The organism is Bacillota bacterium (assembly GCA_012839765.1).
Classification (GTDB): domain Bacteria; phylum Bacillota; class Limnochordia; order DUMW01; family DUMW01; genus DUMW01.
Window position 1 is genome coordinate 67,532 of the sequence record DUMW01000009.1, and the last position, 25,110, is coordinate 92,641.

Consider the following 25,110-nt stretch of genomic DNA (forward strand, 5'->3'; position numbering starts at 1 on the left):
AGGTGGTAATATACTGATTGTGCCGGAAAGCCTCCTGGATTTTGCAGGAGGTGTCTTCATGACGAAACTATTCATCTTTTTGCTCATCATTTCTCTCTTTGCACCTGTTGATGCTTCCAGTCTGACTTTGGACTGGGACTATGTCCTTCGAACATCGGTGAAGGAAACCGTTACCATGTCTCAGTTGAGACTGGCCGGGTCCGGTGCCCTAAACTGGGAAACTATGTTTTATTACCTTCCTGGTGAGCTGGGCGTGGATCGGGCCTCCCTTGATTTCTCCCTGCACGGTATTGAACATCGCATCGCATGGGGACATCCCTTGCCCCACTTCCAAGGTCGCATGTCCATTGTAGGGGGCAATGTGCAACCGGGAAAAGGTCTTAGTTATACGGTGAAAGGCAAAGAGGGTCCCTGGAGTGCCACGGGAGTGGTCCTGTGGGGATCGGTCTTCGATGTGTGGGCTGCTCAGTTGAAATACACCCAAAAACCCTGGCAGCTTTTGCTTACGGGTTGTCTGAATTCCGTAGATTATCCGGGGGAGAAACAGCATATGTATGTCGTAGAGGGCCAGACGTCCCTGGGTAATTTCACTTTGCAAGGGGCGCTGGGCATGAGCCCGGGTTCCTCACCGTCCTATGCCCGGTATGCCCAGGTGGACTACCGCGGGAGTCAGGCGCGGCTGCTCCTAAGCTACCGGAATATCGATGGCGACTTTGTTACTCCGGCCAAGTCTTCCTTTTCCTTGGGGCGGGGCCGGAAGGGTTGGGAATTGGGTAGCACTGTCTCCATCGGGCCGTGGGCCTTTGTGGAAGTGACCGGCAGTGACCTGACCAATCTTTCAGGTCAAAGGCAGTATCAGTGGGAGTTGGTCAGCGGTCTGTCCTTGGGGGAGCAAACCTTGCGGGTGGGCAAAGGTTGGAACCACAAGTATGAGGAATGGGTGGTCTATGGACTGGTCGGACCGCAATATGAAGTGCGTCTTACCCAAGGAGAAGAGAGATGGCAAGGCCGGTTGCAACTGGAACTTACTCCGCAACTGACGGTACGTAGCAGCTACGATACCGGGCTTTCGGCGGTGCGGGTCCAGGGTGATCTGGCCTTAGATGGGGAAACCCGGTTGCGGGGACTGGTAAGGTACCGGCATGATCAGCAAAAACTGCAATATTACGCTAGTCTGAGCAAGACTGTAGGTCCTTTGCAGGTGGAACTGGATTGGGGCACTTGGGATCAAGGACGCTTGGATGCCTACTGGCAGCACCCTAGTGCCTTGGGGGTTAAGGTGGTATATCATCGGGCTTGGTAGGGAGGCAGACCCTTGTTATACAGTGAGATCGCCGGGAAAGAACTGATCGATATCGCAGAAGGGCGCCGGCTGGGTGTAGTTTATGCCACGGATCTGGTGATCGATACGGAGACGCTGCAGGTGGTGGCGATCATCCTTCCCACCCGGCGCCGCCGGTTCCTCCTTTTTGGCAGCGATGAATACGTCCTGATTCCCTGGGAAGGGATCCTGAAAATTGGGGTGGACGTGATCGTGGTGGATATGCGCTGTAGTTCCCAGTATGTGGAACCGGAGACCCCCGGCCTGTAACAGACTGAATACAGTACTCCTTGTTATGACAAACTATTACCGAAGTATAGCTCATAACAAGGAGGAATAGCTTGTGGCGACGGTTATCGGTACCTTTGATACGGAACGACAAGCCGAAAAGGCCGTAAAGCACATGCGTGACAACGGTTTCGAGGATAACGAGATCTCCATCATTGCCCGAGACAAAAGTGACATCGCCGGACGTGGCGATACGGACACCGAAGCCGGCGATGAAGACATGGGTATGGGCAGTCTGGCCACCGGGACCGCCTGGGGTGGCGCCCTTGGCGGGATCGCCGGACTGTTGGCCGGTGCCGGTGCTTTGGCCATTCCGGGGATCGGTCCCATCATCGCCCTTGGTCCCTTGGCCGCTACCCTGTCGGGGGTTGTGGCCGGTGGGATCGTGGGTGGACTTGTGGATCTGGGGATTCCCCAGGACCGAAGTGACTTCTATGAGGAGGAAGTCAAACGCGGCAAGATCTTGGCCGTGATCGACACCGATGACAAAGTGGAGGAAGCGGAGTCCATCCTCAACGAATTCGGTGCAAATGATGTGGAAAGCTACTAAAACCCAAGGCCCTGCAGAGATTGCAGGGCCTTCCTCTTGTCTGCAGGGAGGATTTTGCCTTAAGGTGTCAAAATAATGGCAGTGATAGATAGTTTTGGGAAAGTGGGAGGGGAGACCATGGTCCACCAACGGATACCCCGGCCGGAACACCCGCGTCCGCAGTTGTTTCGGGAACGCTGGCAAAACTTGAACGGCTGGTGGGAGTTTGAGATTGATCATGGGCGAAGCGGCAAAGACAGGAAGTTCTATGAACGGAAGGAGCTTTCCGGGAAGATCTTGGTACCCTTCTGCCCCGAAAGCAAGTTGTCTGGGGTGGAGTATCGGGATTTTGTGGCGGCGGTGTGGTATCGCAGGGAGTTCGAGCTTCCCCCAGGATGGGGTGAAGGTAACCGGGTACTATTACACTTTGAAGCCGTTGATTACTACACCGAGGTGTGGATCAACGGCGTATCTGTCGGTAGCCATCGGGGTGGCTTTACTCCTTTTACCTTCGATATTACCGATCATTTGGTCGCGGGCACGAATGTGCTTACGGTCTGTGCTGAGGATGACGTCCGCAGTGGTTTACAACCGGTGGGCAAGCAGAGTACCCTTTATCATTCCCATGCAACGAAGTATACCAGAACTACAGGTGTTTGGCAGACCGTGTGGTTAGAGTGTGTAGCCGAGGGTTATGTGGATTCCCTCCGGTACTTCCCCGATCCGGCCAACGGTCAGCTGCACATTGCGGCAAAACTGGCCGGGAATGTGGTGGGCTGCGACCTGCAATTGACGGCTTCCTACGAAGGAAAGCCCATGGGAAGTGTTACCGCCCGGGTGGTGGGGCCCGATGTACGGGTCACCTTGCCCCTGGATGAAGTGCACCTGTGGGAACCAGGAAAACCTCGCCTCTATGACCTGGCCATTGTGTTGAGTAAGGATTCCTATCCCTTGGATGAGGTCCAAAGCTATTTCGGTCTGCGGACCATTACACTAGATGATCGGGCGATCCTGATCAATGGACAGCCGGTCTTTCAACGGTTGGTCCTGGACCAAGGTTATTATCCCGACGGAGTCTATACTGCACCTACCGACGAGGCTTTGAGAAAGGATATCGAGCTTTCCATGGAGCTTGGCTTCAATGGAGCGCGGCTACACCAGAAGGTCTTCGAACGGCGGTTCCTCTATTGGGCCGATAAACTGGGATACTTGGTATGGGGTGAGTACCCTAATTGGGGATTGGATATTACCACCGCTAAAGGTTTGGAAGTCTTCTTGCCCCAATGGTTGGAGGCGGTGGAACGGGACTTCAATTGCCCGGCGTTGGTCGTGTGGTGTCCCTTCAACGAGACCTGGGACTGGTATGGGAACCGACAAAACAATGAGGTGCTGCGGAACATCTACCTGGTGACAAAGCAGCTAGATCCCACCCGGCCTGTAATTGATACCTCTGGTAATTACCATGTGGTCACCGATATTTTCGACATCCATGACTACGAACAGGATGTGGAGGTGTTTGCGAAGCGTTACCAGAAGGTGGCGGAGACTGGCGAGGTCTATGTGACCTTCCCCGATCGCCAGAAATATGGCGGTCAACCGTATTTCGTCAGTGAATATGGCGGGATTTGGTGGAGTGATACAGGTGATGAGGGTTGGGGCTATGGTCGGCGGCCGAAGGACAAGGAGGAATTCCTGGCCCGATATAAGGGATTGACCGAGGCCTTGCTCAATAACCCTCTAGTGGCTGGTTTTTGTTATACACAATTGTATGATGTGGAGCAGGAGATGAATGGGCTGTATACCTATGGGCGGGAGCCGAAGTTTGACAAGGAGGTCATTCGGCAGATCAATCAGCAACGGGCGGCCATTGAGGAATAGGAAAAGGGCTTAATAGAGGATTTCTCGGCATTGGCCGTAAGTTTGAACGAGGGGATCCCTCGGAGTTCCTTTGGCGATCACTAGACAATAAAAGGGCGCGAGGGATCCCCGCTGCAGATGAGAGAGGACTTTCTACGGTTTCTTACGCTAAGGCCATGAAGGTGTCTTCTCGATCGTTCAACAACGGTGGTAACTAATAAGGCATACCCTAGCACCCTGTTATGTTCATGAACCGGTAGCAGTGTTTTGCAAAGGTTTCCCATATCTGCAAGAGCTACTTCTAGACGCCCTTGGAGAAACGGTAATGCACAGACGATCACAACCATGCCCAAGCGGGGAGGGGATCAGGCCTAGGTCAAAGGGGTGACTAGAGGAGACGGGAAGGAAGACAAAAAGGAAGACGGAAACTGATTTTTTTGGGAGGTGGGCAGCTTTTCGGAGAAAAATGTCTCTCCGGTAAGAGGGCATTGGCTTAGTTTTTCGGTTTGTTCTGATACAGACATCCAGGAAAGAAGGGACCTTAGTGGAGACGCGTTTGTCCATGTGGACCGATATGTACGCAGACTTGGACCCCGAAGAGGCGCTGGAACGGCTATTGGACAGCAGTTTTCCTGTGTTTGAGTTTGGTTGTACGCACTTGGGAAAATGGGTTAATAGTGGAAGGAATCCGGCCCGATTAGAAAGGATCGCACACAAGGTAACTAGTGCCGGAAGAAGATTTCAAACTTCATGCGCCAATCATGAATGGGTTACCACCCGAGGAGCTTTTGCCGCACATGTTGACGGCCGTCGACGCAGCTGCGATTCTGGGTGCCAGATGGGTGGTCGTGCATCCAGTGACCCTACCCCAATGGGCAGGGCGGGATGCTCTGGATGAGGAGTGTGTTCGGACCAACCAGCAGTACTTCACAGAATTGGTGGACGCAGCCACTGCCCGTGGGGTGGGGATTGCTGTGGAGAATATGTTTAAAGGCCGATTTGGAATGAGGTGAAGCGAGCTTTTGGTCTTGCTGCAGCAGTTTCCTGAAGAGGCCTTTGGGGTCTGCTGGGATACCAGCCACGGTGAGCTCAGTAGTCCGAACCAGGCGGAAGAAATGGCGCTCGTGAAATCCCGCATTGTGGCCACCCATATCTCCGACAATCTTGGGCAGGCTGACGACCATCTTTATCCATATCGCGGGCAAGTAGACTGGGCGGCTGTTGTCGGTGTTCTCCGGGAGCAGCCTTGGGTGTTGAATTTTGAAGTGCCCGGAAAAATGTCCCGTTGTCCTTTGGAATTGCGGGGGGCCTTGGTGGAATATGGTTTTGCCGTTGGAAAGCATCTGCTGAATTTGTGATATGTCATAGGGAAGCATTCCACAACCATCCGGGAAGATGGTTAGAGAAACGCCTTCCTGCTGCTGGTGGGATGGTATGGAGACCGTCCATTGCGGATGGTCCTCCTAGGATCCCATGACCATGCCTGGCTAGAATGAACCTCTGGGGTATAGCTGATCAATCCAGTAGATAGCAGATACTCGTTCAATGCACCCTTGACTGAACGGTGTAGTCTAGTATAGCAATGCCGGATAACGTTTTCGGTGTTTCCTGGTGTACCTTGAATGGTGCCGATCTTTACTGCTATCGAAGGAGTGACGCTATGGACCCCAGAAAAACACTACTTCCCGGATTGGTTGTCTTACTAGTTATCCTAGGTATTGCCTTCATATCGTTGCGGATAGACACAAGGAGGCAAGAACCCGAACAGAGCGAAGATGCGAGCGACGTATTAACCTATACGATGGTTGGAGCTCTGAGTGGCTATTGTGAAATGTTGATTAATCGTTTCTCAAAAGAGTTTGGTGTGAAGACGGAGTATGTACGGCTTTTATATCGGTATTGCATGATCCTTAGAGGGCGCATTACATTGGGTTTTTCGTTGCCTTTGACTTTATCCGTAATGCATGTATAATATAGCTATAAATCGAGGTATAGAGGGTAAAGATAAAAGCCCTTGATGAGTTCAGAGATAGAGGCGCGGGACTCAAGAGTACCCTCGGGTAGGATGGGATTTCATCGAAGCACCGGGGGGAAAGGGGGAACCGCCGAAGTGTCTAACTTAAATCCAAGTTAGATGCTGGGCTTAAGGTGAATAACCTTAGGACTGCCATTGTTTCAATGGAGAGCTATCTCGCCAGGACTGTGTATGCGGTTGGTGAGATGTGCCAACCGCTTTTTGTTGTACCTCGATATGGGAGGAGATACTTTGTCGAAGATCAGGGTGGCAGTGAGTGGAGCTGCCGGAAAGATGGGACAGGAAGTGGTCCGGGCCCTCACCCGGGAGCCGGACATGGAGTTGGTGGCCGCCTTTGATCCCAAGGCCGCAGGAAAGGACGCGGGGGAAGTGGCCGGGATAGGTGCCTTGGGCGTAACCATTGCGGTGGATCCCGCGGCGGGCCTGGGACAAGCCCAAGTACTGGTGGACTTTACGGAACCTGCGGTGGTGAAGAAGAATATCCACACCGCCTTGGACCAAGGGGTGCGACCGGTGGTGGGCACCACGGGTATGAGTATGGAGGATTTGGCGGATGTCCGCCGGTGGGTGAAAAACGCCGGTCTTGGTGCCATCATTGCCCCCAACTTTGCCATTGGAGCCATCCTCCTGATGCAGTTTGCCAAGGTCGCCAGCCGTTATTTTCCCCATGCGGAGATTATCGAGTTGCACCATAACCAGAAGAAGGACGCCCCTTCCGGTACCGCGATCAAGACAGCGCAGATGATGGCCGCGGCCCGGGGCCAAGTGGCTAATGAAGATCCCAGTGAAGAGAAGCTGTGTGGTGTCCGGGGCGGTCAGCTGGAGGGGATCAATATTCACAGTGTGCGGCTGCCGGGCTTGATTGCCCATCAGGAAGTGATCTTCGGTGGCAGCGGACAGATCCTGACCCTGCGCCATGATTCCACCAGCCGGGAATCCTTTATGCCGGGGGTGATGCTGGCAGTGCGAAAGGTCTTGGAGTTGGATGAACTGGTCTATGGGCTTGAGAACTTGCTCTTTGCCGATTAACATGGGTAATCGGGCCCGCATATATTACTAGTAAGCACGGAGGACCAGGCTTTGAAAGGGGATGTGTGCATGGGTATTGCTTTAGATGGCATTCCAGTAGCCGTCCTAGGTGGAGATGCCCGAGAGTACATCGTGGTCCAGTGGCTGTTGAAAGCCGGTGCCAACGTCTTACTAGTAGGCTATGAGCACGCCCAGTTTCCCCAGTGTCCACATGTTTCGCTTAAAGAGGCGATCGCTTCCAGCCGGGTTTTTGTGGCACCCATGAGTAATACCGATCAACGGGGACGGATCAAGGCAGTACCCGATGGATCTGTGATCATGCTAGACGCTGAAGGATTGTCCGGAGTGTTATCCGGTTCTTTACTCATTATTGGCTATGCTCAGCCCGTGGTCAGAAGCGCCGCCCAACAGCTTTGCATCCATCTGGTGGAACTGGCCGAGGATGATGCGGTGGCCATCCTCAATTCCATACCCACCGCGGAGGGGGCCGTGGCTCTGGCCATGGAGAAATTGCCCATTACCATTCATGGTTGTAAAGCTGTTGTGTTAGGCTTTGGCCGTTGTGCCCAGACTTTGGCCCGCGTGTTACATTCCCTAGGGGCACGGACCACTGTGGTGGCCAGGAACACCGGGCAGCAGGCGCGGGCCCAGGAAATGGGCGTTGTGGCCTGCGGTTTCGAAGGACTGTACGATGCTGTCATCGATGCTGATGTGGTTTTCAATACAGTGCCGGCCTTGGTGTTGACCGAAAGTGTGCTAACCCGAATGAATCCAGACACCTTGGTGATCGATATCGCCTCCAGTCCCGGTGGCACGGATTTCAAGGCTGCAGAACGGCTGGGCATTGAAGCGATCTTGGCCCTGGGGTTGCCGGGTAAAGTGGCGCCCAAGACCGCCGGGGAGATTATGGCCCAGGGCGTGATGCGGGCAATTAGGGACTACCTCAGCTAACCTGGATGCTCCGTGCACTTATATCCGGGGGTGCACGTAGATGGATTTTACCGGTGTACGAATTGGTTTTGCTTTGACCGGTTCATTCTGTACCATAGACGCCGTTCTCAAGGAGCTTCGTCGGTTGATTGAGTTGAATGCAGATGTTGTTCCCATTGTGTCGCCGTCGGTGAAGACTTTGGATACCCGGTTCGGCACAGCCAACTCCCTGCTGGAAACCCTAACCTCATTGACCGGAAAGCCACCCATTGATAGTATTATACAGGCCGAACCCATCGGGCCGAAGGGGTTACTGGACATTGTGATCGTGGCGCCCTGCACCGGCAACACCTTGGCGAAGTTTGCCAACGGGATCACCGATACCCCGGTGCTGATGGCCATGAAATCCCAGTTGCGGAATCGTCGGCCGGTGGTGATCTCCATCTCCACCAATGATGGGTTGGGCAACAACGCCGTGAACCTGGGGCGGGCGCTGAATATGCCGAATGTGTATTTTGTCCCCTTCCGGCAGGATGACCCCGAGGGGAAGCCCCGTTCCCTCGTGGCGGAGGTCAGTCTTATCCCGGCCACCTTGGAAGCGGCATTACAAGGAAAACAGTTGCAACCGGTGATCATCAGTTGAATACAGGAATATCCGCAGCGAGTGTGTAATTAACGATTTAAGGAGGGCTATCATGCGAAAAGTACGGGCAGCGATTCTCGGAGCGACAGGGGCCGTAGGGCAGGAACTTCTTGGTATCCTGAAAGAACGGGATTTCCCCTTGGATAGCTTAAAGCTTCTCGCCTCTCCTCGGTCCGCCGGGTTGAAGATTCCCTTTGGCGATGAAGAACTTACGGTGGAAGCGGTGAGTCCCGAGGCCTTTGAAAATGTAGATTTGGCCTTTTTCTGCGCCGGAGGTAGCGTTAGCAAGCAATATGCTCCGGAGGCGCTTAGTCGGGGGGCGGTTGTTATCGACAACACCAGTGCCTTCCGTTTAGACGAAGGTGTGCCTTTGGTGGTACCTGAGGTGAACGCCACTGATATTACTCCGGAGACGAAGCTGATTGCCAATCCCAACTGCTCTACGATCCTGATGGTGATGGCATTGGCACCACTGCACCGGTACTATGGTATCGAGCGGGTGGTGGTGTCGACCTACCAGGCGGTTTCCGGGGTAGGGGCCAAGGCTATGGATGATCTATGCAAACAGGTGCGGGCTTGGGCCGCGGGTGAAGAAGTGGTCTCTAGTTGCTTCCCCTTTGTGGCGGCGGAGCGCCATTACCAGATGCATTTTAACCTGATCCCGCAGATCGACGTCTTTGATGAATTGGGCTACACCAAGGAAGAGTGGAAAATGGTGCGGGAGACCCAGAAGATCCTCCATGCGCCCGACATGCGGATTACCGCCACCACTGTCCGGGTGCCTGTGCTCAGGAGCCACTCCGAGTCTGTGAACGTCGAGTTTAAGCAAGAGGTTGATCTGGGGAAGGTGCGGGAACTATTGGCGGGCTTCCCCGGTGTGGTGGTGTGGGACGATCCGGAGAACTTCAAGTATCCCATGCCTTTGGATGTGACGGGTAAGGATGAGGTTTACGTAGGTCGGATCCGGGTGGATAACTCCCATCCACGGGCCATCAACCTGTGGTTGGTGGGGGACCAGATCCGGAAAGGTGCGGCGTTAAACGCGGTGCAGGTTGGGGAGTATATGGTGAGTAACGGCTTGATCTGATTTTTCTGGGGAGAGAGGCAACATGGCCATTGTCGTCCTGAAATTTGGTGGCACTTCCCTGGCTTCGGAAGCGATGCGGGAGCAGGCCGTGGAGCGGGTCAAGGAAGCCAAAGCCGCTGGCGATCAAGTGGTGGTTGTGGTTTCTGCCATGGGTCGGCGGGGATCGGCCTATGCCACGGACACCCTCCTGGACTTGATGTCAGGGATTACCCAGCGACCTGATAGGCGGGTCCTGGATTTACTGCTCTCCTGTGGGGAACTTATTTCGGCCAGCCTCATGGCCCAGCTGCTCACCGAGCGGGGGCTGGAAGCAGTCCCCTTGACCGGTGGTCAAGCGGGGATTATCACGGACAATGAGTTTGGCAATGCCCGCATCGTCGAGGTGCGGCCTAAAGGTATCTTGGAGGAACTGAAGAAGGGCCGAGTTGTGGTGGTGGCTGGTTTTCAGGGGGTGACCCCCAACCAGGAGATCACCACCCTCGGGCGGGGTGGCAGTGATACCACCGCCGCAGCCCTGGGCGTGGCCTTGGGGGCTAAGGCGATCTACATCTTCACCGATGTGGACGGGATCTTGACCGCGGATCCGCGGATCGTCCCCGATGCCCAGTTGGTTCCTAGCACCACTTACCGTGAGGTGGCGGAACTGGCACAGCTGGGGGCCCGGGTAATCCATCCCCGGGCGGTGGAGATTGCTGCGGCGGGGCGGATCCCCTTGATCATCCGAGCCACCGACAAAGCCGGTGCCGGTACAGTAATCTGGGATGGTCCGGGGGATGGCCCCGTGGAGATCCGGGCCGATCGTCCTGTGGGCGCGGTGACCCAGATTACAGGGCTAGCCCTAGTCAGCGTGATTCCCGCGCATGATCAAGAGATCAGCATGGAGCAGGCTCGACAACTATTCCAGAATGTGGCGGAATTAGGTGTTAGTGTGGACCTGATCTTCCTGTCGCCGACTCTGGTGGGATTCTGTGTCCGACAGGAAGAAGCTGAAGCGGTGGAGAACAGATTAAGGGAATTGAGTTTTAACGTTAAAGTGAAGGCAGGATATGCCAAGGTGTCCTGTGTGGGTGCAGGGATGCGGGGTGTGCCTGGTGTAATGGCCAGAATTGTCGAGGCCTTGCATGAGACCGATGTGCGGGTGTATCACACCAGCGATTCCCATGCCAGCATCTCCTGCTTGGTGGAAGAGAAGGATTACATGAAAGCGGTTCGGGCTCTACATGACAAGTTTCACCTAGGTAGCACGAATGTGCGAGGGAGTTGAGTAGTTTGCAAGGCTTTGGTCATTTACTGACTGCGATGGTCACTCCATTTAAGGAAGGAGGCGCAGTAGACTACGATAAAGCCGCGGAGCTGGCTTCGCGGCTTCTGGATTGCGGTTCAGATGGGATCGTTGTCTCCGGGACCACGGGTGAATCCCCAACCCTCACCTTTGATGAAAAGGTGAGCCTGTTCAAAGCAGTGGTGGAAGCCGTGGGCGGTCGCGGTGTGGTCCTGGCCGGTACTGGTTCCTACTGCACGCAGGAGACCATTGAGCTTACAAAGACGGCGGAAAAAGTGGGCATCGATGGGATCATGTTGGTGACCCCCTATTACAACAAACCGCCGCAGTCAGCCCTGTATAGTCATTTCAAAATGATTGCTGCGGAAACGGAATTGCCGATTATGCTATATAATGTCCCCAGCCGCACTTCGGTGAACCTGTTGCCGGAGACAGTGGCGAGGTTGGCGGAGATCGAAAACATTGTAGCGATCAAGGAGGCCTCGGGCAATTTAGGGCAGGTGGCAAGGATTTACCAAATGACCCCCGACGACTTCTACATATACAGCGGCGATGACAATCTGACGTTGCCGGTGTTGAGTGTAGGAGGCGTCGGGGTAGTCAGTGTGGCGGCCCATGTGGTGGGTCATAGTATTCGCGAGATGATCGATCTTTTCCTGGCGGGCAAAGTCAAGGAAGCCGCTGAAGTGAACAGAAAGCTGGTGCCCCTTTTCGAGGCGATGTTCGTTACCACCAATCCTATACCGGTGAAGACCGCGGTAAATCTTCTTGGCGGTGACGTGGGCTCGTTGCGCCCACCTTTACAGGAGCCCTCCGCTGAGCAGGTGACTGTGATCAAGGAAGCGTTGAAGAAGGTTGGTTTGATCGACTTCTAGAGGCGGGCATTTCCCGCCTCTTGGGCTTCCCAAGACTAGCAAAGCCTTTAGCGAATTGTCCAGGTTTTTCAGGCCTCTTCTATTCTACTGCTGGTGGTCCTCTACAATCTCCTCGGTTTAGCCCGGAAGTGTTTCGGGCCCCTTGGAAGGCATAAACTGCCATGGGGTAAATCACGATATTGTAACGGCAAAGTGTCCAAGCCCTAGATGTGGGGGAAACATTTTCTTAGGGTGTTGGTGGAATAGCGCGGTTTTGTTGATGAGGATTGATCCGCCTGGGTCTATCCAGTGGTAATATATTGTCTTCTGGCCGGAAATGGGAAGGACAGGTCCCAGGCTGCCAATTTCCTTGGAAATAATTAACCTGCCAGTTTCCCTTGTCAGTCTGATGTTGATCGAGTATAATTGCAGTAAGATCCTCGGACGGCTAGCTTTCTTTTGTTTTATTTGGACAACAGCCAGGTCAAGTAACGCCCGCCTGTTCTTGACCTACAAGTTGCAGCCCAGTAAAAATCAGGTGCGGTGCGTCCAAAAACGGATTAGCAGAAATATGTGGAGGTGTGCTTATATGGCGAGGGGAGATCGTGCGCTCTCAATTATACCCCTCGGCGGAGTCGGCGAGATTGGTAAAAATATGTTCGTTTACGAATACGATGAGGATCTGATCTTGGTAGACGCCGGGGTAATGTTTCCCGATGACGATATGCTAGGTATTGATCTGGTTATTCCGGATATTTCTTACCTAAAGGAGAATCGAGACAGGTTACGGGGTGTCTTCTTGACCCACGGTCACGAGGACCATATTGGGGCGGTGCCCTATGTACTTAGGGAGATCCCTGAGGTGCCCATCTATGGGACTAGGTTGACCTTGGGTCTTCTGGAAAGCAAATTGATGGAATTTGGCATGGCGGAGGACGCCACCCTGATCTGCGTCCAGGCAGGGGATCAGGTACAGGTGGGTTCGTGGTTTACGGTGGAGTTTATCCATGTGAACCACAGCATTCCCGATGTGGTGGCTATTGCTGTTACCACACCGGAAGGTGTGGTAATTCATTGTAGTGACTTCAAGTTTGACCAGACGCCTATTGATGGCAAGGTGGCTGATTATCACCGGTTAGCGGAACTGGGTAAAGAAGGTGTTTTGGCGGTACTTTCCGATAGTACCAACGCGGAGCGGCCGGGGTATACCCTCTCGGAGCGGGCCCTGACGGAGACCTTCAATGACATCTTTCGCAAGGCCGAAGGCCGGGTGCTGGTGGCGACCTTTGCCTCCAACGTGCACCGGATTCAGCAGGTGATCGATGCCTCGATCAAGTTCGACCGCAAGATTGGCCTGGTGGGTCGTTCCATGGTCAATGTGGTTACCATTGCAAAGAACTTGGGTTATCTGAATCTACCCGAGGAGATCCTGATTGACATCGGTGAAGTGGATGATTATCCACCCCAGCAGCTGACCATCATCACCACCGGAAGCCAAGGGGAGCCGATGTCCGCCCTGACCAGGATGGCGATGAGTAACCATCGACAGTTGGAGATCTACCCGGGGGATACGGTGGTGGTTTCCGCTAACCCCATCCCTGGGAATGAGAAGATGATCGGCCGGACCATTGACTATCTCTTCCGGCAAGGCGCTGAAGTGATCTACCATTCGGTGTCCGGTGTGCACGTCTCCGGGCACGCTAGCCAGGAAGAATTGAAGCTGTTGCTCAATTTGTGCCGTCCGAAGTATTTCTTCCCCATCCACGGTGAACACCGGATGCTCTTCACCCATGCTCGGTTAGGGATGAGTGTGGGGATTCCCCCGGATAACATCGTGATCATGGATAAGGGCGAGGTCTGGCAGATCAAGGATGGTGTGCTGCAGAAGGCCGGACAGGTCAAATGCGATCCCGTTTATGTGGACGGGTTGGGCGTAGGCGATGTGGGGAACATCGTGCTGCGGGACCGCCAGCAGTTGTCCCAGGATGGTATCCTGGTGGTGGTGGTCACCATCGACCGGCAGACGGGTACCGTGGTGGCGGGCCCGGATATTATTACCCGTGGCTTTGTCTACGTCCGGGAGTCGGAGAAGTTCTTGGAAGAGATCCAGCAGCGGGCTACCGACATTATGCAACGGTGCACCCTCAACGGCATTTTGGAGTGGGGCCCCATCAAGGAAGAGATTCGTTCGGATCTGTCCCAGTACCTGTACGGACGCATCAAGCGGCGCCCCATGATTCTGCCCATTATCATGGAAGTGTAGCTGGACCTCCTAGGCGTAAGGATGGATTCTCATCCTTACAGCCTAGGAGCGGTTTTTTCTCCCACTAATAACCCCTTTTGTGCCGTGTCATACTAAAAGGTGAAGACACCACAGAAGGGAAGTCGTGCCAGTGACTGATTCCTCGTTTTTCTTGCAGCAGCAACCAGCGGAGCAACCCACCCCGCCGGAAGCGAAGCCGGTCCCTGCGCCGGGACGGGGGCCCAATGCGCAGATAGACAGCATCGTGCAGTTCGGACAACCCGCACCCCCACCGAAGATGCCGAGCGAAATCCAGTGTCTTAGTATCGTTGGGCAAATTGAAGGGCACCTCATTCTACCCCCTAACAACAAGACGACGAAGTACGAACACGTGATTCCCCAACTGGTGGCCATTGAGCAGAACAAAAACATCAAGGGCCTTTTGGTGATCCTAAATACCGTCGGGGGAGATATCGAGGCGGGTCTAGCCATCGCCGAGATGATCGAAAGCATTTCCAAACCAACCGTATCCTTGGTGCTGGGGGGTGGCCATTCCATCGGGGCCCCTATCGCGGTAGCCGCTGATTATTCCTTCATCGCGGACACTGCCACTATCACCATCCATCCCATCCGGCTGACGGGGTTTGTCATTGGCGTGCCCCAAACCTACGAGTATCTGGACAAGATGCAGGATCGGGTGATCCGCTTCCTTATTGAACATTCCAGAATCGAAGAGGCGAAACTGCGGGAACTCATGTTCCGGACCGGGGATTTGGTCCAGGATGTGGGTACGGTGCTCATCGGTAAGGACGCGGTGGAAGTGGGGCTCATTGACCAGGTGGGGGGACTGAAGGATGCCCTGAACCATCTGGAGCTGTTGATTGCCCAAAGGGAAAAGGAGAAGTCCAGTGACCCGGTGTTGGTCTAGGGGGGTGATCCCGTGTTGTATACCATCGTTCCCGCACACGTGATCTTTCCAGAGCAGTACCAAGGGGTGGAGAAGCAACAGTTGTGGTCGATGCAGTATCGGGGGGTGGAGGTGGTGGTCCAAAGGGGGGCCGGCGGCCAGGCGGAGATTGTGCGCCTGTTGAGTACAGATCCCAACGACTACCTCGATCCCATGCTGCAGCCGGGTATGACCCTGCCTGCCTTCTAGGACAAATACCCCTTTGCTTCTATTCATGTTTGGTCCAATTGGTCATAGAATTCTATGGGCGGAGAAAATGACCGATGGCTCCTTTGGTGATGATGTCTCATATACTGACGGTGTAAGTTGGTGGTGAGACAGATGAAGCTGGTCCAGGCCACGCCGGGGTTGTTCTATCGGATTCGGCGGATCGGGGATCCCTGGTTGCGGGATCAGGCCTTGCGCTTTGGGATCGGTGAGGGAGCTGTGATCCATTGCGACTATGTCCTCACCAAAGGTCCGGTGATCATCTCCCGGTATAGGCAGCAATTGGCCATCGGTCATGAACTGGCCCGAAAAATCGAGGTGGCTTATCACCTTGACGGGGTGGCCAATTGTGCGCAAGTTTTCCCAGTCGAGATGGATCGCGTTGGTGGGAAATCCCAATGCCGGTAAATCAGCGGTCTTTCACGCCCTCACCGGGATGTATGTGGAGGTCTCCAATTATCCTGGCACCACAGTAGACGTGCATCGAGCTGCCTATGGTGGGGACCTTCTGATAGATACCCCAGGTATCTATGGACTGTCCATGCTCAACGATGAAGAACGGGTGGCTAGGGAAATCATCCTGCAGGCTGACTGTGTGGTCAACGTGGTGGACGCGGTCAGGTTGCAGCGGGACCTTTTCCTTACCTTACAGCTTGTCGATCTAGGTGTACCTATGGTCCTTGCCCTTAACATGATGGATGAGCTAGAGCAAGCCGGCATGAAAATTGATATGGCAAAGCTTTCTAACCTGTTAGGGATCCCGGTGGTGCCCTTGGTGGCGATCCGGGGGGAAGGTATCGACCAGTTGCGGACCGAATTGGCCCGTCCCCGCCGGGGGCGGAGGGACCCCTGGCTGCAGACCCAGCTCGACCAGTTGCATAGACAATGCCCTGCCATAAGAAGTCCCCGGGAAGCGTTGCTAGTCTTGGAGGGGGATCCTGTCCTTACGGAAAGATACGGGGTGAAGCCAGACTGTAAGGAACGCATTTACATGGCCCGTCGCCGGCGGGTGGACCGGTTGGTTGGGCAGTGTGTGCAGTGGACCCACGGCCAGGTACCCAAGCGACCTTTGTTGGACCGCCTGTTGACCCAACCGGCCACTGGTTTTCCATTCCTTTTGGTGGCCCTGGGGCTCCTTTACTATCTTGTGGGTGTAGTTGTAGCCCAGGGGGCGGTGGACTTCCTCCAAGAGAAAGTCTTTCAAGGGATCTACGAACCCTGGATAGCCAGCCACGTACATCAGTTGGTTTCCCCCCAATCGCTGCTGGGAAAGCTTCTGGTCGGTCCCTATGGGGTCCTGACGACCGCCGTGACCTATCTTTTCGGGTTACTGTTGCCGTTAGTGATTGGCTTTCAGTTGGTGCTGGGCCTTTTGGAAGACTCGGGGTACTTGCCCCGGGTGGCGGTGCTGGCGGACCGGGCCTTGACCAAGCTGGGATTGAATGGTAAGGCAGTGATCCCTCTGCTCCTGGGTTTTGGTTGTGTGACCATGGCTCTGATCAGCACCCGGATTCTAAACTCCCGACGGGAGCAGACCATCGCTACGATCTTGCTGTGCCTGGCTATTCCCTGTTCGTCCACCCTAGGGATTATCATAATTATGCTTGTACCCTTGGGACTGCGGGCGGTGTTATTTTATCTAGGACTGAGCACCGCGATTTTCCTTCTGGCTGGAGCTGTGCTGGCCTGGCGGCTGCCGGGGCGGTCTACCCACCTGCTCATTGATCTGCCGCCTTTGCGCTGGCCAAGGATCTGGAATGTGCTCCAGAAGGCCACCCATCGTTCTTTGGCCTTCTTACGGGATGCGGGCCCTTTGTTCCTTTTGGCCATGTTACTTATCAGTCTTTTGGATTGGCTGGGTCTGATGTCCCTACTGGAGTGGCTCCTTTCTCCCATTACCACCCGGTGGTTGATGTTGCCCAAAGAGAGTACCGTACCCCTGATCCTGGGGTTGTTGCGCAGGGATTTTGGGGCGGTGGGTCTGTATTCCCTCCAGCTGTCCCCAGGGCAACAGTTGGTGGCGGTGATCACCATCACCTTTTTTGTGCCTTGCCTTGCCTCCATGTTGGTGCTCTTCAAGGAGCGGGGCACAAGGCAGGGAAGCCTCATTTTCCTTGGCACCCTTGGGACTGCCATCCTCTTGGGGGGTCTGGTAGCCCATCTAGTTCTTTAACATGAACCAACCACCCAGGGCCAAAAGGGCGGTCCCCACCACCCGGTACCAGGTAAAGGGTACCCGTTCCAGACCAAACAGGCCCAGATGGTCGATGAGGGAGGCGGTCAACACCTGGCCGATGATAATGGCCGTGGTGGCTAGGGCCACACCGATCTGGGAGATGCTCCGTACCACCGTATAGGTGATGCCCACTCCCAGGATCCCACCTAGATACAAATACCAAGGGGCTTTTCCCAGGTCGAAGATACTACCCTCCTGCAGGCGAAAGCCAAAAAGCAGTATACTGATAAAGGCTAACCCCACCACATGCACATAGAAGGTGGCCTGCCAGAGCCCGTGGGCTTTACCCAGTCCCGAGTTCAATGAGCCCTGCAAAGCCATGAGAATGCCCGATGCGGCGGCGATTAGCAGTGCCAATGTGCCGGTCTTTAGATCCATGTTTCTCTTTCCCCTTCCTCGCCTTTAGCTTGTCTTTTTCCCTGGAATCTATGCTTGCACTTCTAGGTCGCGGAGGTGTTGCATAAGCTTCCTTGAGGAGAGGCAAGGAGGGACACCAATGGTCGGTCGGGCGATGGCACTGTTTGCGGTGGGTGTGGCCTTGTTGTTTGTTGGTGTACGGATCATGTCTACCGGACTGAAGCTGCAAGCCGAAGGAAGGGTCCACCGATTGCTAAGCTATGCCGGAGTGCATCCTTGCTTGGGGGTGCTCCTGGGTATGGTGGTCACCGCCTTGATCCAAAGCTCCTCGGCGGTGACGGTGATGCTGGTAAGCATGACCGAGGCCGGGGTGATCACCTTTCATAACGCCTTTGCCATCACCCTGGGGGCAAACATTGGAACCACCCTCACCGGATTCATTATGGCGCTTTCCGTGGGGGAACTGGGTTTTTGGAGCCTCTTGGCAGGGTTGTTGCTTATCATCTGGCACCGCCAAGGCCGCAGCTATACCGCCGGCCTGATCCTGGTGGGGTGCGGTTTAATCCTGTTAGGAATGCAGATTATGGGTTATGGCAGTGCACCCTTGGGGGAATGGGAATATATTGCCCGGGTGCTTGAAATGTCTGCTCAGAATCAGCTTTTCGGTCTTCTGACCGGGACCGTGGCCACCGCCCTGTTGCAGAGTAGCAGTGTATTCACTGGGATTGTGATGGCCCTGGCCAAAGAGGGACTGGTGGGCCTGACTTCTGCCGCCTTGTTCATTATGGGCAGTAATGTGGGAACCTGTGTTACCGCGCTGTTGGCTTCCATCGGAACCGACACCGCTGCCCGGCAGACGGCTGTGGGCCACCTGGTATTCAATCTCTTCAGTATACTTATTGCCTGGCCCTTCCTAGGCCCCTTAGTCAGTGGGGTGGAGGCGATCAGCTCCCACATCGCCGTACAAGTGGCTAGCTTCCAAATGTTGTTCAATTTGTTGACGGTGTTGGCCGCGTTACCGTTGTTCCCCTTCTTGGTGGCCCTAGTCCAGCGGTTAGTACCTAGATAAAGTAGGTTCCAGAAGGGATTTCTCTGGAAAGGAAGGAAATTGTCGCATGATGTCGTAATGTATTATGTAAGGGCTTTCCACATTTCAAAAGGGTGTTTAGGAGTTCAATGAGTCATTCGCGCAACAACGGGTTGTATTCGGAACATATATATGAAGATCTTAAAAGGCGGATCATTACCGGCGAGATCGCACCCGGTACCCTCCTCAGCCAAGGTCAGCTAGCCAAGGATTATGGGGTCAGTCGTACCCCGGTGCGGGATGCGCTTCAACGTTTAGAACAGGATCAACTGGTGAGCAACCTGCCGAAGAAGGGGGCTTTGGTGCGGGCGGCCAATTTTACCGAAGCGGTGGAAGTTACGAGAATCCGCCAAGTATTGGAGGCCTACGCAGTCCGGGCCGCCACGGTGCACTTGACCGCGGAACGCCGAAAGGAACTGGCGGAGCATCTGGCCCGTATGGCGGAGGCCATGGAGACGGAGGAAATCGGTCTGTTTTACGATTTGGAGCGACAGTGGCATGAGGAATTGATCAAGACCGCGGGTAACCGCCGATTGGAACAAGTACTCATCACCCTGGTAGATCCCTTGTGTGAGAAGTCCTATCGTAGCTACATCAGATCGGTTCCGGACAGCATTGTGGTTATGTACGAGGATCACAACCGGATCTTCAAGACCATGGTGGAGAAGGACGCGGAAGCCGCTGGAAGCTTAATGGCCCAACATGTGGAGAGGATGGTGGACGCCATGCTGTTCATGGCGAAAATGGTAGGGAATGTCTAGATGTATATTTTTTGCCGCAACTTGTATACAAGATGAACACAAGGAGGATACCTAGAATGATGCGGGCTTTGGTGAAGACCCGATCCGGACCGGGTCTGGAGTTAATAGACAAACCGATTCCTGAACCAGGAGTTGGTGAAGTCTTAGTGAAAGTTAAATATGCATCCATCTGCGGGACGGATCTCCACATTTACACCTGGGACCAATGGGCCCAGAACAGAATCAAACCACCGGTGACCATTGGCCACGAATTAAGTGGCCAAGTGGTAAAACTGGGGCAGGGAGTGGAAAACGTTAAAGAAGGCGACTGGGTATCGGCCGAGGGACATCTTTGGTGCGGACAGTGTTACCAGTGTCGGACCGGGAAGAAGCATATCTGCCGGCATGCCCAGATCATTGGCGTGGACCGCGACGGCTGTTTTGCCGATTACGTGGTATTGCCCGCACAGAATCTATGGAAACTGCACCCGGACTTAGATCCCAGCTTGGCCAGCGTCTTCGATCCCTTTGGCAACGCGGTGCACTCCACCATGTGCTGGAACTTAGGGGCAAGGAGTGTCCTGGTGGCGGGCTGCGGCCCCATCGGGGTGCTTTGTGTGATGTTGGCCAAATGGTTTGGGGCTAGTCCGGTCATTGCTACGGAGACCAATGCCTACCGTCGACAATTGGCAGAAAAACTTGGCGCCGACGTTGTCCTTAATCCCCTGGAAGTGGACGTGGTGGAGAAAGTGATGGAGCTTACTTCGGGAACAGGGGTGGATCTTTTCCTCGAGATGTCTGGAAACGAGTCCGCGATCCGCTCAGGGATCGCCGCGGTGACCCCCGGTGGCGGAGTCTCTTTACTGGGGATCCCGGGAAAAGAGATCCAGCTGAACCTTTCTGAGATCATTTTCAAGCAGCTGACGCTTTTGGGGATCAACGGTCGTCGGGTCTTTGAAAACTGGTACGCCATGGAGCGTTTGGTACTGGCTGGCTTTGACTTGGCCTCGGTGGTTACCCATCGGTTGTCCTTCTCCCAATGGGAGCAAGGGATGGAACTGATGGCCCAAGGGGTCTGTGGGAAAGTAACCTTAGAATTAGACTAGGGGGGAGAAATATGCCACTGGGATTCTTGCAGGAAGAACTGGCGAAACTGGAGGAAAGCAAGTTATACAACCACATCCGGGTGATTGAGGGAGCCCAGGGACCATGGGTGCAGATCAAGGGACGGAGGATGTTGAACCTTTGTTCCAACAACTATCTGGGTTTGGCCAATCATCCCGCCTTGAAGGAAGCGGCCATCAAGGCCATCGAAGAATACGGGGTGGGCCCCGGGGCAGTGCGATCCATTGCAGGGACAAATTCCCTCCATACAGAGCTGGAAGAGGCCCTGGCCCGCTTCAAAAGGGCGGAGGCTGTCCTTTCCTTCCAATCGGGGTTCAACGCCAACTTGGCGGTGATTCCGGCCCTGGTGGGCAAGGAGGATGTGATCCTGAGTGATGAATTGAATCACGCCAGCATCATTGACGGATGTCGGTTAAGCCGGGCTACCATCAAGGTATATCCCCACCGGGATATGGAAGCCTTGGAGAAACTACTCCAGGAGTATCAAGGACGGCGGGTACTGGTGGTTACCGATGGAGTTTTCAGTATGGATGGTGACCTGGCTCCCTTGCCGGAGATTGTTCGTTTAGCGAAGAAATACGGGGCGATCACCATGGTGGACGATGCCCACGGCGAAGGGGTGCTGGGGAGCCACGGCCGGGGAATCGTAGACCACTTTGACCTCCACGGAGAAGTGGATGTGGAGGTAGGGACCTTATCCAAGGCCTTTGGCGTTGTTGGAGGTTTCGTGGCCGGAAGCAGGCTTCTGGTGGACTATCTCAAGCAACGGGCGCGGCCCTTCCTCTTCTCTTCGGCCGTAACCAGCGCTGATGTGGCGGCGTGCCTTGCTGCGGTGAAACTACTGGAAAGCAGCGATGAACTGGTGAAAAAGCTTTGGGATAATGCCCGGTACTTCCAGACAAAGATCCAAGAGGCGGGCTTTGTCCTTGGGGACACCGAAACGCCCATTTCGCCGGTGATGCTGGGAGAGTCCGGCGTCGCCCAGGCCCTTAGTAAGGGGCTCGTTGACGAGGAAGGGGTCTTTGCCCAGGCCATTGTCTATCCTACGGTACCCCAGGGCAAGGCGCGGATCCGGGTCATGGTCTCCGCAGCCCACAGTAAGGAAGACTTGGACTACGGGATCGCGGCCTTTGTCCGGCAAGGAGAAAAATTGGGGATTATCTAGGGGGAAACTTCAAGAAACCAGGGGCACGGGCCCGGGTCCGGCGGACCGGCTGCTTGTGCCCCTTCTTCTAGGGCACCAGACCGAGGGTTAGACTTTTCTCTTGTGTGAGGCCACGGTCTTCGGCTTTGTTCTTGCAGGATCGGCTGCAGATTGGGATTCCTACTTCATGGCCCTGATCATGGCTGTATGCTGATCTTTTGGCAAAAACCCCACCAGTTCCACCACCGTGAAGCCAGCCTTGCGGATACAGGCAAGTTCATGTTCAAGGGTTAGGGGCGTGTCGAAGTGGACGAAGACTTCGTCTTTAATGCCATCCCGTCGGCGTCGCCTTTGGGCTTCAAAGAAGGCTAGTTCTTCTATGGCCTGGGAGGTGGCGATGTAATCACATTCTAGGTACACGCCGCCCGGTTTCAAACAATGGTGGACCTTGCGGAACAGCTCTTCCTTCTTGGCGGCAGTATAATGATGCAGGCTTTGAAAGGAGACCACCGCATCGAAACGTTCCTGGCCTAGATCATAGGTGAAATAGTCGGCACAGACCAAGGACAGCTTTTTATCCCCATGTTTTTTTCGAAGCTGCGCTAGCATCCTTTCTGACAGGTCGATGCCCACCACCACCAAGTGGGGGAAGCGGGCGAGAATATAATCCAACTCGAGTCCTGTTCCACAGCCGAGATCCAAAAGGGTTTTTAAAGAAGTGGGCAACAGGTCAGCCATCCATTGGTAGTGCGCCTTCCACCGGGCCATGTGTTCTTCGTAGGAGTCGATCCGGGCGTCGAAGAATCCAGCCATTGTCTCCAAAGGTTCATCTTTTGTTTCCTCAAGCCATTGTTTCAGTTCTAGATAATCTTTGTCCATAGACTCTCTTCTCCATGCCCCTACGCGGTCGAAAACCCAGCAAAGGTCAGACTTTCTACAGTAAATACCCGTATCAGGAATGGCCGAACGGGGATATTCTACAAAACGGTCCCCAGGGTACAGAATCACGGAGACCATAGGCTGCGCGGATGAGGTGTTGAGTCTATGGTAGCACAGGTCTTGATGTAACGGAAGGAGCAGGGACACATCGTCTTGGAAGCCTCGTTTTCCTGTGCTATGATTTAAATATCAGTCTAATTTTGAAAGGGAGAGGGACTATGCAGGAGAAAACCCTGAAGGCAAGACGCGGTATGCCCTGGTTGTTGCTTTTCATTCTTCTTTATCTAGTTGCCATTGCTTTAGTTGTCGTCGGTGGTGTCCTCATCGAACGGGGAGCCAGCGGGATTGGAGGTACCCTTCTGGCCCTGGGTATCCTATGGCTGGTGGTCGGTTTTGTTCCCTTTTTCGGGTTGAAAGTGATTAAGCCCCAAGAAGCGTTGGTTCTGACCCTGTTTGGGGAATATATTGGCACGATCCGAGAACCCGGTTTCTATTATGTTCATCCCTTCTCCGTGGCTGTAAACCCGGCTGCCTATACTCGATTGGGACAAAGCGGCGATGTGGAGCAGGCGGGGGCAACCATCACCGCTGCGGGAAATGTTCCCAGCAATTACCCGGCGGGTAAGAAGATCTCCCTCAAGATCCAGACTCTGAGCAATTCCAAGCAGAAAATAAACGATGCCTTGGGGAATCCCGTGGAGATCGGGGTTGCCGTTATGTGGCGGGTTATCGACACGGCGAAAGCTGTTTTCAATGTGGATAACTATAAAGAATACCTCTCCCTGCAATGCGATAGTGCCGTCAGGGACATCGTCCGTATTTACCCCTATGATGTGGCCCCGGGTATTGATACCACTGGCGATGGTGTTCCCGATGAGGGTAGTCTGCGCGGTTCAAGCTCCGTGGTGGCGGAACGAATCCGCAAACAGCTTCAGGAAAAGGTGGAAAACGCGGGTCTGGAAATCCTGGAGGTCCGGATTACCTATCTGGCCTATGCCCCGGAAATTGCCGCTGTGATGCTTCAAAGACAGCAGGCCAGTGCCATCGTTGATGCGCGAAAGATGATTGTAGAAGGTGCTGTGAGCATCGTGGAAATGGCTTTAGACAAACTCAAAGAAAACGAAGTGGTCAAACTCGATGAGGACCGTAAAGCCGCGATGGTCTCCAATCTGCTGGTGGTCCTTTGTGGGAATAGGGACGTTCAACCGGTGATAAGCAGCGACGACTAGCACTAAGCAGGGAACCATCTTTTTTGATGGGTTCAATGTGCCAGTTATGGGTTTTACCCTCAGGAAAAAAGCAGCAAGCACATTGATGCAGTCCCGATACCAATGGCACATCGAGGACAGTTGTAATGTCCCCTGCTGTGAAGACCCAAGCTTGTAACTAGCCGGATGACTGTGGTAGAGTCGAGGCCTTGTCCCGATGGTGGTCTAGGGACAAGGCCTTGCGATTCTTCTGGGGATAGACTGTATTGGTAATCAGAAGGATTAGGCCGGGCGGATTCGACTACAGACGGTCCCCAAAAGAAGTTCCTTACCTTAAGGCTCTATTTAACCAATTCCTCTTCGGTGGGTGTCCACAATTCCATTTCCATCAAGCGAATTGTCTTATCATCAGTTTGACCAGGTTTGATGACCCGTAGGCGCCATTGGTCTGTCTCGATGGGTTCGAAACTGGCCTTCACAATCTTTTCTGTGTTTCCGGTTACATGCACGATCTCTATCCAGTCAGTACCATCCCAGTAATCCAGGGCAAATTCTGCTACGATCCGTTCGGGACTGGCGCCTTGGTACCCATCGTCGCTGATGAGGACCAGGCGGCTAACCTGCATGGGCTCCCGTAGGGTGATTTTCACCCAGTGGTAATCCAAGCCCTCAGGGAATTTGCCCACACTCACCCAACGACTCCCATGATCCCCGTCGATCAAGTTAGAAAGGGGGGCGGTGGCACCTAGATCTGGAGTGCTTGACTCGATTACAATGCTCCCGTGCCACTCATTGTGGGGAGCCAAGATATTGATCGGTACAGGCTTCTTGCTAAACAGACATCCTGCAAGGCCCATGGCGAACAACACGGAGGACAATACTGCTACGACAATAAGACATCTTCTTTGTTTCACGACCAAACCCCCTTGTGGATTTAATGACCGTCACCTAATCCTTCTTTCTTATGGCCATACGTGGGCAAGAGGACGCCGCTATAGAGTAT

25 protein-coding genes are annotated in these 25,110 nt (G+C 54.3%); 22 read left to right on the top strand and 3 right to left on the bottom strand.

Annotation, left to right across the window (positions count from 1 at the left end; all coding sequences use genetic code 11):
- The first annotated feature begins 58 nt into the window (after positions 1 to 58).
- The 17 genes from GXX57_00905 to feoB all read left to right on the top strand — a co-directional run bounded on the left by GXX57_00905 (position 59) and on the right by feoB (position 17,444).
- Positions 59 to 1,303 (top strand): hypothetical protein, encoded by a 1,245-nt coding sequence (locus tag GXX57_00905; GenBank protein ID HHV43213.1) that lies wholly within the window; start codon positions 59 to 61, stop codon positions 1,301 to 1,303.
- Positions 1,304 to 1,315: 12 nt separating this feature from the next.
- Positions 1,316 to 1,591 carry a YlmC/YmxH family sporulation protein gene (locus GXX57_00910; protein ID HHV43214.1) on the top strand — a complete coding sequence of 92 codons (276 nt, stop codon included), beginning with the start codon at positions 1,316 to 1,318 and terminating at the stop codon, positions 1,589 to 1,591.
- 73 nt (positions 1,592 to 1,664) lie between these two features.
- Entirely contained in the window at positions 1,665 to 2,159 is a 495-nt protein-coding gene (locus GXX57_00915; GenBank protein ID HHV43215.1) for a hypothetical protein, read from the top strand.
- Positions 2,160 to 2,276: 117 nt separating this feature from the next.
- A complete protein-coding gene (locus GXX57_00920) occupies positions 2,277 to 4,016 on the top strand; it encodes a beta-galactosidase (protein HHV43216.1) in 1,740 nt (579 codons plus the stop codon).
- 740 nt (positions 4,017 to 4,756) lie between these two features.
- On the top strand, positions 4,757 to 5,008 hold the full coding sequence (locus GXX57_00925) for a TIM barrel protein (protein HHV43217.1): 252 nt from the start codon (positions 4,757 to 4,759) through the stop codon (positions 5,006 to 5,008).
- 9 nt (positions 5,009 to 5,017) lie between these two features.
- Positions 5,018 to 5,353 (top strand): sugar phosphate isomerase/epimerase, encoded by a 336-nt coding sequence (locus GXX57_00930; protein HHV43218.1) that lies wholly within the window; start codon positions 5,018 to 5,020, stop codon positions 5,351 to 5,353.
- Positions 5,354 to 6,246: 893 nt separating this feature from the next.
- Positions 6,247 to 7,059, top strand: coding sequence for a 4-hydroxy-tetrahydrodipicolinate reductase (locus GXX57_00935; protein ID HHV43219.1), 813 nt, complete (start codon positions 6,247 to 6,249; stop codon positions 7,057 to 7,059).
- A gap of 69 nt (positions 7,060 to 7,128) precedes the next feature.
- Positions 7,129 to 8,010, top strand: a complete 882-nt coding sequence (gene dpsA, locus GXX57_00940; GenBank protein ID HHV43220.1) for a dipicolinate synthase subunit DpsA — start codon at positions 7,129 to 7,131, stop codon at positions 8,008 to 8,010.
- A gap of 40 nt (positions 8,011 to 8,050) precedes the next feature.
- Entirely contained in the window at positions 8,051 to 8,632 is a 582-nt protein-coding gene (locus tag GXX57_00945) for a dipicolinate synthase subunit B (GenBank protein HHV43221.1), read from the top strand.
- Between the two features lie 52 nt (positions 8,633 to 8,684).
- The gene (locus tag GXX57_00950) at positions 8,685 to 9,719 is read left to right on the top strand and encodes an aspartate-semialdehyde dehydrogenase (protein HHV43222.1); all 1,035 of its coding nucleotides are present in this window, start codon (positions 8,685 to 8,687) and stop codon (positions 9,717 to 9,719) included.
- A gap of 22 nt (positions 9,720 to 9,741) precedes the next feature.
- Positions 9,742 to 10,983 (top strand): aspartate kinase, encoded by a 1,242-nt coding sequence (gene dapG / locus GXX57_00955; protein HHV43223.1) that lies wholly within the window; start codon positions 9,742 to 9,744, stop codon positions 10,981 to 10,983.
- A gap of 5 nt (positions 10,984 to 10,988) precedes the next feature.
- Positions 10,989 to 11,876, top strand: coding sequence for a 4-hydroxy-tetrahydrodipicolinate synthase (gene dapA, locus GXX57_00960; protein ID HHV43224.1), 888 nt, complete (start codon positions 10,989 to 10,991; stop codon positions 11,874 to 11,876).
- Between the two features lie 568 nt (positions 11,877 to 12,444).
- Positions 12,445 to 14,118 carry a ribonuclease J gene (locus tag GXX57_00965; GenBank protein HHV43225.1) on the top strand — a complete coding sequence of 558 codons (1,674 nt, stop codon included), beginning with the start codon at positions 12,445 to 12,447 and terminating at the stop codon, positions 14,116 to 14,118.
- A gap of 277 nt (positions 14,119 to 14,395) precedes the next feature.
- The gene (locus GXX57_00970; GenBank protein HHV43226.1) at positions 14,396 to 15,025 is read left to right on the top strand and encodes a translocation-enhancing protein TepA; all 630 of its coding nucleotides are present in this window, start codon (positions 14,396 to 14,398) and stop codon (positions 15,023 to 15,025) included.
- Positions 15,026 to 15,037: 12 nt separating this feature from the next.
- Positions 15,038 to 15,253, top strand: coding sequence for a ribonuclease (locus tag GXX57_00975; GenBank protein HHV43227.1), 216 nt, complete (start codon positions 15,038 to 15,040; stop codon positions 15,251 to 15,253).
- Positions 15,254 to 15,385: 132 nt separating this feature from the next.
- Entirely contained in the window at positions 15,386 to 15,679 is a 294-nt protein-coding gene (locus tag GXX57_00980) for a ferrous iron transport protein A (protein ID HHV43228.1), read from the top strand.
- Positions 15,567 to 17,444, top strand: coding sequence for a ferrous iron transport protein B (gene feoB, locus GXX57_00985; protein ID HHV43229.1), 1,878 nt, complete (start codon positions 15,567 to 15,569; stop codon positions 17,442 to 17,444). Before GXX57_00980 ends, feoB begins: the two co-directional genes overlap by 113 nt.
- Here feoB and GXX57_00990 read toward each other — a convergent pair.
- Positions 17,433 to 17,885 carry a DMT family transporter gene (locus GXX57_00990; GenBank protein ID HHV43230.1) on the bottom strand — a complete coding sequence of 151 codons (453 nt, stop codon included), beginning with the start codon at positions 17,883 to 17,885 and terminating at the stop codon, positions 17,433 to 17,435. The two genes, feoB and GXX57_00990, sit on opposite strands and share 12 nt — an antisense overlap.
- Positions 17,886 to 18,003: 118 nt before the next feature.
- On the opposite strand from GXX57_00990, the gene GXX57_00995 reads away from it, so the two are divergent.
- From GXX57_00995 to GXX57_01010, 4 genes are all read left to right on the top strand, one after another.
- Positions 18,004 to 18,933, top strand: coding sequence for a Na/Pi cotransporter family protein (locus tag GXX57_00995; GenBank protein HHV43231.1), 930 nt, complete (start codon positions 18,004 to 18,006; stop codon positions 18,931 to 18,933).
- Between the two features lie 107 nt (positions 18,934 to 19,040).
- The gene (locus GXX57_01000) at positions 19,041 to 19,712 is read left to right on the top strand and encodes a GntR family transcriptional regulator (protein HHV43232.1); all 672 of its coding nucleotides are present in this window, start codon (positions 19,041 to 19,043) and stop codon (positions 19,710 to 19,712) included.
- A gap of 47 nt (positions 19,713 to 19,759) precedes the next feature.
- On the top strand, positions 19,760 to 20,797 hold the full coding sequence (gene tdh, locus GXX57_01005; GenBank protein ID HHV43233.1) for an L-threonine 3-dehydrogenase: 1,038 nt from the start codon (positions 19,760 to 19,762) through the stop codon (positions 20,795 to 20,797).
- 11 nt (positions 20,798 to 20,808) lie between these two features.
- Positions 20,809 to 21,981 carry a glycine C-acetyltransferase gene (locus GXX57_01010; protein HHV43234.1) on the top strand — a complete coding sequence of 391 codons (1,173 nt, stop codon included), beginning with the start codon at positions 20,809 to 20,811 and terminating at the stop codon, positions 21,979 to 21,981.
- 159 nt (positions 21,982 to 22,140) lie between these two features.
- Here the strand turns inward: GXX57_01010 and GXX57_01015 are convergent, their stop codons facing one another.
- Entirely contained in the window at positions 22,141 to 22,839 is a 699-nt protein-coding gene (locus GXX57_01015) for a class I SAM-dependent methyltransferase (protein ID HHV43235.1), read from the bottom strand.
- 278 nt (positions 22,840 to 23,117) lie between these two features.
- On the opposite strand from GXX57_01015, the gene GXX57_01020 reads away from it, so the two are divergent.
- Entirely contained in the window at positions 23,118 to 24,128 is a 1,011-nt protein-coding gene (locus tag GXX57_01020; GenBank protein ID HHV43236.1) for an SPFH domain-containing protein, read from the top strand.
- Between the two features lie 320 nt (positions 24,129 to 24,448).
- Here the strand turns inward: GXX57_01020 and GXX57_01025 are convergent, their stop codons facing one another.
- Entirely contained in the window at positions 24,449 to 25,021 is a 573-nt protein-coding gene (locus tag GXX57_01025) for a discoidin domain-containing protein (GenBank protein HHV43237.1), read from the bottom strand.
- Positions 25,022 to 25,110 lie beyond the last annotated feature (89 nt).

Excerpts from the sequence above, each read along its gene's own strand:
- GXX57_00970 (HHV43226.1), top strand. The coding sequence starts at position 14,396 with ATGCCGAGCGAAATCCAGTGTCTTAGTATCGTTGGGCAAATTGAAGGG.
- GXX57_01015 (HHV43235.1), bottom strand. The coding sequence starts at position 22,839 with ATGGACAAAGATTATCTAGAACTGAAACAATGGCTTGAGGAAACAAAA.
- GXX57_00920 (HHV43216.1), top strand. The coding sequence starts at position 2,277 with ATGGTCCACCAACGGATACCCCGGCCGGAACACCCGCGTCCGCAGTTG.
- GXX57_00965 (HHV43225.1), top strand. The coding sequence starts at position 12,445 with ATGGCGAGGGGAGATCGTGCGCTCTCAATTATACCCCTCGGCGGAGTC.
- GXX57_00925 (HHV43217.1), top strand. The coding sequence starts at position 4,757 with ATGAATGGGTTACCACCCGAGGAGCTTTTGCCGCACATGTTGACGGCC.
- GXX57_00950 (HHV43222.1), top strand. The coding sequence starts at position 8,685 with ATGCGAAAAGTACGGGCAGCGATTCTCGGAGCGACAGGGGCCGTAGGG.
- GXX57_00990 (HHV43230.1), bottom strand. The coding sequence starts at position 17,885 with ATGGATCTAAAGACCGGCACATTGGCACTGCTAATCGCCGCCGCATCG.
- GXX57_01010 (HHV43234.1), top strand. The coding sequence starts at position 20,809 with ATGCCACTGGGATTCTTGCAGGAAGAACTGGCGAAACTGGAGGAAAGC.
- dpsA (HHV43220.1), top strand. The coding sequence starts at position 7,129 with ATGGGTATTGCTTTAGATGGCATTCCAGTAGCCGTCCTAGGTGGAGAT.
- GXX57_01020 (HHV43236.1), top strand. The coding sequence starts at position 23,118 with ATGCAGGAGAAAACCCTGAAGGCAAGACGCGGTATGCCCTGGTTGTTG.
- GXX57_01000 (HHV43232.1), top strand. The coding sequence starts at position 19,041 with ATGAGTCATTCGCGCAACAACGGGTTGTATTCGGAACATATATATGAA.
- GXX57_00995 (HHV43231.1), top strand. The coding sequence starts at position 18,004 with ATGGTCGGTCGGGCGATGGCACTGTTTGCGGTGGGTGTGGCCTTGTTG.
- GXX57_00905 (HHV43213.1), top strand. The coding sequence starts at position 59 with ATGACGAAACTATTCATCTTTTTGCTCATCATTTCTCTCTTTGCACCT.
- dapG (HHV43223.1), top strand. The coding sequence starts at position 9,742 with ATGGCCATTGTCGTCCTGAAATTTGGTGGCACTTCCCTGGCTTCGGAA.
- GXX57_00935 (HHV43219.1), top strand. The coding sequence starts at position 6,247 with ATGGGAGGAGATACTTTGTCGAAGATCAGGGTGGCAGTGAGTGGAGCT.
- feoB (HHV43229.1), top strand. The coding sequence starts at position 15,567 with ATGAACTGGCCCGAAAAATCGAGGTGGCTTATCACCTTGACGGGGTGG.
- GXX57_00945 (HHV43221.1), top strand. The coding sequence starts at position 8,051 with ATGGATTTTACCGGTGTACGAATTGGTTTTGCTTTGACCGGTTCATTC.
- GXX57_00980 (HHV43228.1), top strand. The coding sequence starts at position 15,386 with ATGAAGCTGGTCCAGGCCACGCCGGGGTTGTTCTATCGGATTCGGCGG.